The sequence below is a fragment of the Mesorhizobium sp. Arg314 genome (assembly GCF_053714275.1).
In genome coordinates, this window is sequence record NZ_JBSKBP010000050.1 from 26,008 (window position 1) to 32,007 (window position 6,000).

The 6,000-nt window shown below is 56.0% G+C and carries 2 protein-coding genes and 2 pseudogenes; 1 reads left to right on the forward strand and 3 read right to left on the reverse strand.

The window, feature by feature from the left end; genetic code table 11:
- Positions 1–12: 12 nt before the first annotated feature.
- The 3 genes and pseudogenes from ACWGS9_RS30080 to ACWGS9_RS30090 all read right to left on the reverse strand — a co-directional run.
- Positions 13–342, reverse strand: a pseudogene (locus ACWGS9_RS30080) (transposase); the annotation flags it as partial.
- Between the two features lie 510 nt (positions 343–852).
- The gene (locus ACWGS9_RS30085) at positions 853–3,018 is read right to left on the reverse strand and encodes a N,N-dimethylformamidase beta subunit family domain-containing protein (RefSeq protein WP_454508653.1); all 2,166 of its coding nucleotides are present in this window, start codon (positions 3,016–3,018) and stop codon (positions 853–855) included.
- A 28-nt stretch (positions 3,019–3,046) separates the two neighbouring features.
- On the reverse strand, positions 3,047–3,829 hold the full coding sequence (locus ACWGS9_RS30090; protein ID WP_454508654.1) for a substrate-binding periplasmic protein: 783 nt from the start codon (positions 3,827–3,829) through the stop codon (positions 3,047–3,049).
- 596 nt (positions 3,830–4,425) lie between these two features.
- Here ACWGS9_RS30090 and ACWGS9_RS30095 point away from each other — a divergent pair.
- A pseudogene (locus ACWGS9_RS30095) lies at positions 4,426–5,729 on the forward strand (M81 family metallopeptidase).
- The last annotated feature ends 271 nt before the right edge of the window (positions 5,730–6,000 follow it).

The following is a 6,000-nucleotide window of genomic DNA, read 5'->3' on the forward strand; positions in this document are numbered from 1 at the left end:
CGCAATCCGCGGGGCCGTAGCCTTGGTGCAGGAGGTTCGGTCGGCCGCCAAATGCGTCTTCCACGGCTTAATATGGTTCTCGGCCGCGCCGCGCCGGGAGGAGACATCCTCGAACAGCGTCTCGGCCTTTCCACTGGCAAGGTTGGTGACGACGAAGCGGGAATCGGCACCATAGACACCAACCTTGACCCGCGTGATGACGCGATCGACGCGACTCCCACTGGCGGCCCGGTCAACAAACTCCTTGCCCGTCTTACTCGACGCTTCGAAGCGTGCCGTTGTGCTGGTCTCCAGATCCGCGACCTGCTTGCGCAGGTTCGTGGTGGGCGCCTGACCTGCCACTCATCCAGCGCGGCGATTAAAGCCTCGACCGTTTCAGTTACGCCGTAGGGCGGGGGTTGAGCTACCGGCGGAGACGCGAAGCCCATATCGAGCGCAGCGTATGTCGTGGGCTGGCGCGGCATGGACATCTCCCCGATTCGCGTGAGAGCCCAATGCTGCGCCCATCTCCGGCGATTGCGATGGGGCGCCCGTGTCGTGGAGCAGTTTCGGCCAGGCTGCCCAGCGCGGCAAGGCCGACGTGCGGAGCAGTCGTGCACCAACTCGTACGGAGGATCCGATCGAACATCCACCCAGGAACCTCCACCCAGCGAACCGATACCCGGCCAGAAACGCTGCAGCAGGCGCTGCTTCGTTCTTGAGGAAGCGCTCCTGCGTGTCGTCGGGCCGGGCGCGATTGCTGCCGCTGCCGAAGCTGAGGCGCAAGCGCCCCTGCGGGCATGGGCAAAGCAAAAAGCAGGCGTGAGCGGCGGGTGCTTCCGTCGCGTTCAGGCTGAGTTTGATTATTCTGAATTATGTGTTGTTCGGGATCACGACTTCGCCTCTGGGAACGGACAGGAAGTGCTTGAGCGCATTCTCGGTCAATTGCGACACGCTGTTTTGGTAATTGTTATGTGAAAGGCTTCCCGTCCAAGTCACCGCCCCGGCAGCGAACACGCCTCCGCCTTTTGGATGCTCCATGTAGCTAATGTGACTGAGCGGAGGTAAGGGTGAGTATGAGAAACTGCCCGGCTCAGATGCTTCCGCTAAGATCGTCAAACCAGAGCGCTGCAACCTTACTGCGTCCATTTCAAAGGCAGCCGCTGTACCTAGGTTCAGACCAAAATTACCAATGGATTCGTCGGCGATGCTGTCAAAGAAGGGCGAAAATTTGGTCGAGTAGCTCTCCGGCGTCCGGACAAATCCTTTAGGGTCCTTCACTGCCGCAAAGAGATTTGCGGCATATTCGAGGCCTGTAACTCCGGCAGTAGATCTGCCTCGTTCCAGCCAAGTGCCCCCGAATTCCCCGGTAGTGGAATGGTGCTCATTCCCCTTTTCGGCCTTGAACGGCGGATAGAGTCCGGCGCCACTTTTTCGGACCTCCATCAAGTGCGGTCTCAATTTATCGATCGATGTGACCCAATACAGGCCGTTGCCACCGAGGTACAGGCATCGCCCGCCTTGCGCGAAATATCGATCCAGTTGATCGCGCATACTACATGTCCAGTATTCAGAGTGGCCGGCAATGATCAGCACTTTGTAGGCTGGCAGCAGATCGCCGTTGGATGCAGCGATGTCGTGGTCGGAATACAGGTCGTAGGAGATGTTGATATGCTCAAGCCAGTCAGTGAGGTACAAATCCGCCACCATGGTGTGCGCACCCCAGTTTTGGATCGCCTTATTGGGATTGCCGGTACGATGGGGCTTCCGATGCGATGAATAAAACACACGAGACCCATCTGAGTGAGCATCATAAAGACACAAAGCGTGATCGAGCGCGCCGTCATCGGTGAATCGCGCCGGATCCCGGTTGCTCGAATAGGCTTGCCACGTGAGCGTGGGGACAAGCACGCAGACGTCAACCCGCGGTCGTTTGGGCCGCACCACAAATGGCAAAAACAACTCGTCGACGTCGTTCCAAACCCGCGCTGCATATATTCCGGGCTTCGTGTCAGGCAACTCGACACTTAACGTGGTTTCCCAATTCGCATCGTCGAGATCATCTTCGTGGAAGTGTATAGCATTGTATTCGTTGGGAACACCTGCCAGTCCACCACTCCACGGACCGCTCCATTTAGGGCCCGTGACGGCGCGAGCAGGTGCGTTGATGACGCGTCCGTGGCGATTGGAAACCCCATCCACGGCAAGCGTCGTACCGACTTGCTCATTAAATTTCCAATGGCTGATAAGGTTTGGAATGCGGCCTGGGTTGAAGCCATCCGCGAGTTGCTTAACCTGCTGGGTCGTTAGTGGGCCTCCGTAGAGCACAGGATCGCTTAATTTCCCGTTGAAGTGTCCCCAATGCCTGTTGCCGGACTTGCTGCCTGCAAACGTAAGCGGGTTATTGCAAATGTGTATCGTTGAAAATGGCACTTCAACTTCGGTCGTTATCAAGCCGCCAAAATTGCTAGGAGCGTTCTCGATAGAACGGCTCAACGCCTGATGAACCGCCAGCTTGTTTGTCTTTGGATCGTAGGAAACGGCGGCGAAATGCCACTCTTCTGCAGAAACGAATTCGTGAGCCGTGCACCACTCGGCGCGATTTCCGGAACCAGAGAGCGCTGCAGTCAGCATCGAATCTCCAGCAAGATACAGACCGAACGAAAAATTCCCCGGCTCACCTATTGCCGCAAGTGTTTGCCAGCCCCGATTAAGGAGAGTGGGGAAAAACCAGACGGCGAGCGTAAATCCTTCGGTGAGGTCAAGTGAACCATCGACCTCAATGAACGATCCCAGTGGAAGACGTTGCTCCGTAAGGACGATGCCATCCGACTCGAACCAGTCGCAATGCTCAACCTTGTAGCCGGGTCCTCCGGCTCGCGGGTCGCCATGTACCAACCGAAGTAGTTCGACATTGGCTCTCGCTTTTTCCGCGCCGCTTATCTTGAAATCCTGCACCTCGCCGGGGGCTACGCTGACCTGTTGTGCGTAGCCCTCAAGGGGGGAAACTAGGGTGGGTGAATTAGGTACTTTGCTCATAGTTTCCCTCCTGTGCCAGCGCGAACGATCAGTTATTCAGAATGTTGCGGCCGAACCATTTCTGGGAAATCTTGTCGTATTCGCCATTCTTGACGATGGTGTCGAGAGCGGTCTTCAGCCTCGCAGCCCACTCACCTTCATCTTTCCGAAGCATGAAACCCTGTCCCTGTCCCCAATACCTGGGATCATTGATGCTTGGCCCAACCATCTTGTAGACATGGGGCTGCTTCTTGGCATAGCCGTAGACGAGTTGGTTTTCATCGCTGAACACGGCATCCACTCGCCCCGCGTTCAGGTCAAGGACAGCGCCACTGATCTGGTCATACGGTTGGACGGTCATAAACTTTGCAAACGTGTCGCCGCTGTACTTGACGATGGCTGACGCGCTCTTCTCGATTCCCAATGTCTTTCCTTTTAGACTGGCTTCGCTCCCGTCGATCGAGGAGTTCCCGCTGACCATCAAACGAAACGTCGGTCTGATGTAAGGACCAACCATCGTGAACTTCTCAAGTCGCTCCTTCGTCATGGCTGTGGTATTGATGATAACGTCGATTTGCCCCGACTGTAACGCAGCAATTTGGCCATCTCCCGCAACCGCTTGGATGTCACAGGTCACATCCATGGTTTTGCAGAGCGCATTGGAAATTTCGAAGTCGAAACCGGCCAGTTCACCGCCGGGAGTTTGAAAGGAGAATGGCTCCCAAAGAGGATCCATTCCCACCTTGAGCGTATCCTTCGCACTGGCGGATTGCATGCCCAGCGCGAACGTTCCGACCACGCCAAGAATCATGAGCAGTTTGGGCATTTTCATTTGTAGTTCCTCTCTTTCTTAAGTCACTGGCACATTCTCGCAAGAAACCGCCGTCAGTTTCTCGGGATCGCTCTGGCTCAGGCAGATAATCGCGGCGAGCCTTGCTCCTCCAGGGACGAACCATAACACTGGGCATAAGGGGGAAAAGAAAGATTATCGAATTAATCCATTCACATTCGCGATAAGTTGATGTCACGGTCCATCCGCAGCAACCGCAGCGACCGTGACCACGGTAGGGAAGCGCCACACAGAGATTTTTCAAACCTGCGCAGATCGATCAAATTCCGCTTTGTTACAAGAGGTCACGCGAGTCTGATGGTCGCGCTAGATGTCCCAAATTTTCCGTATTCAGAACTCGAATAGATTAATTCGATAATCTGTCTTTTCGGCACTTTCTGCAGCGGTTAAGTTCGATAAAGCTCACCAAGTAAAGGCAATGACTGCATGACCTGGCGAAATGCCACGACTGCGGCTCGTTATGTGGGAGGTCGCTGGGGTGCCCACTGAGTGGGAAAGTGGCATCGACGGAGTAAGCTAATTGGAATCGGCTTGACGGACTGACTGTCGAACTCGTTCGTTACTGGGAGTGATCTACAATGCGCGTCTTCGTTGCGTCTATGAAGCACGAAAGTCACAGTTTCTGCACGAGCCGCGCCGAGATCGAGGCGTTTACGCGGCGTGATTATGTGCTCGGATCCGCCATACCCGAACGCTTCCGTGGCACGCGCACGGAATGGGGAGCTGCCTTTGACGCTGCCGATGAATACGGCTTGGAACTGATACGTCCGCTCGCCGCGGCTGCTGTCCCTGCAGGGTTGGTAACCAGCGCTGCTTTCGATCATCTCAGTGAGGTGATCCTGGCGGGGCTTAAGGACGCCATGACTATTGACGGCATCCTGGTCATTCTGCACGGCGCGATGATCGCCCAGGACGACACAGAAGGTAAGTTGCTGATCCGAACGCGCAAACTGGTCGGGTGGGACATCTCCATCGCGACCACACTGGACATGCATGCCAACGTGACCGATGAAATGGCGCGCCATTGCACCATCCTGTCGACTTATCGCACCACTCCTCATGTGGACTTGTATGAGACGGGCCTGCAGGCCGGATATCCGTGGGCCGATATTGCGCAGGCCTGCACTTCGGCTGCAGTTACCGGAGATTGCTATCAGGCGTGTTACATCGAGCTAGCCGAACACCTTATGGACGAATGCTGGAAAGGGCGACACATCAGCACCATCGATCTGATGCCGCTCGATTCCCCAATCGCCGCAATTGAGGCTCACCAGTTACAGGGCGGCGTTGCAAAAATTGGAGAACATGGCCCGCTGCCGGTTGGCGACTTTACCGACCGCCCAGCCAGTGGCGCCGGAGGCGATGGAACCAATTTGTTGAAGGCGATGTTGGATGGCGGCATCAATGACGCAGTGCTTGGCTTTATAAACGATTCGGCCGCAGTCGACGCCGCAAAGGCAGCCGGTGTCGGTGCTACGATCAATGTCAAGCTAGGCGGCAAGTGCGACCCGGACTTCGGCGGCGGCCCGCTGGAGGTCACCGGTAGGATAGTTCATCTGTCGGATGGGAATTATGTGCGCAAGGGTCCAATGCGACTGGTAAGTCCGGCTCGCTCGGACCGACGATGACAATGGCCGTCAATAGCATTCGTGTAGTCGTTTGCTCCCACAGCTATGAGGTCGACGACCGCCAGCAGTTTCGTACCGCTGGCATCGACCCGAACCATGGAACATATTCTTGCCTGCAAGGCAATGAACCATTTCCGAGCCGGTCTCGCGCGGGCTCATCTATGTCGTCAACGGCGGGGGCATGCTCAACTAATTACGCGCGGTTTCCCTACACCAAACTGCGTCGACCGATGTCTCCGACTGATTTTAGTTAGACGAGCTATCAACGAGGACTTTGAAACATCAGGCGACCTACTTGGAGACTTAACGCACGGAGTGGACTGCGGCCGCCCATCCCCAGGCAGATGAAACATTTGGGACCGCGCGGCCCCGCAGCAACCCGCAAATGAGCATACTCTTATCTATGCGCTCCGCACGAAATTGTCCGGCAACATCTAGGGCCTCAGACGCCACAATCCTAAAGAGGAGCTTTACAAAATGTCAGTCACCGCCGCAGGTTCAAGCAAGCAAAATGCAGATATCGAC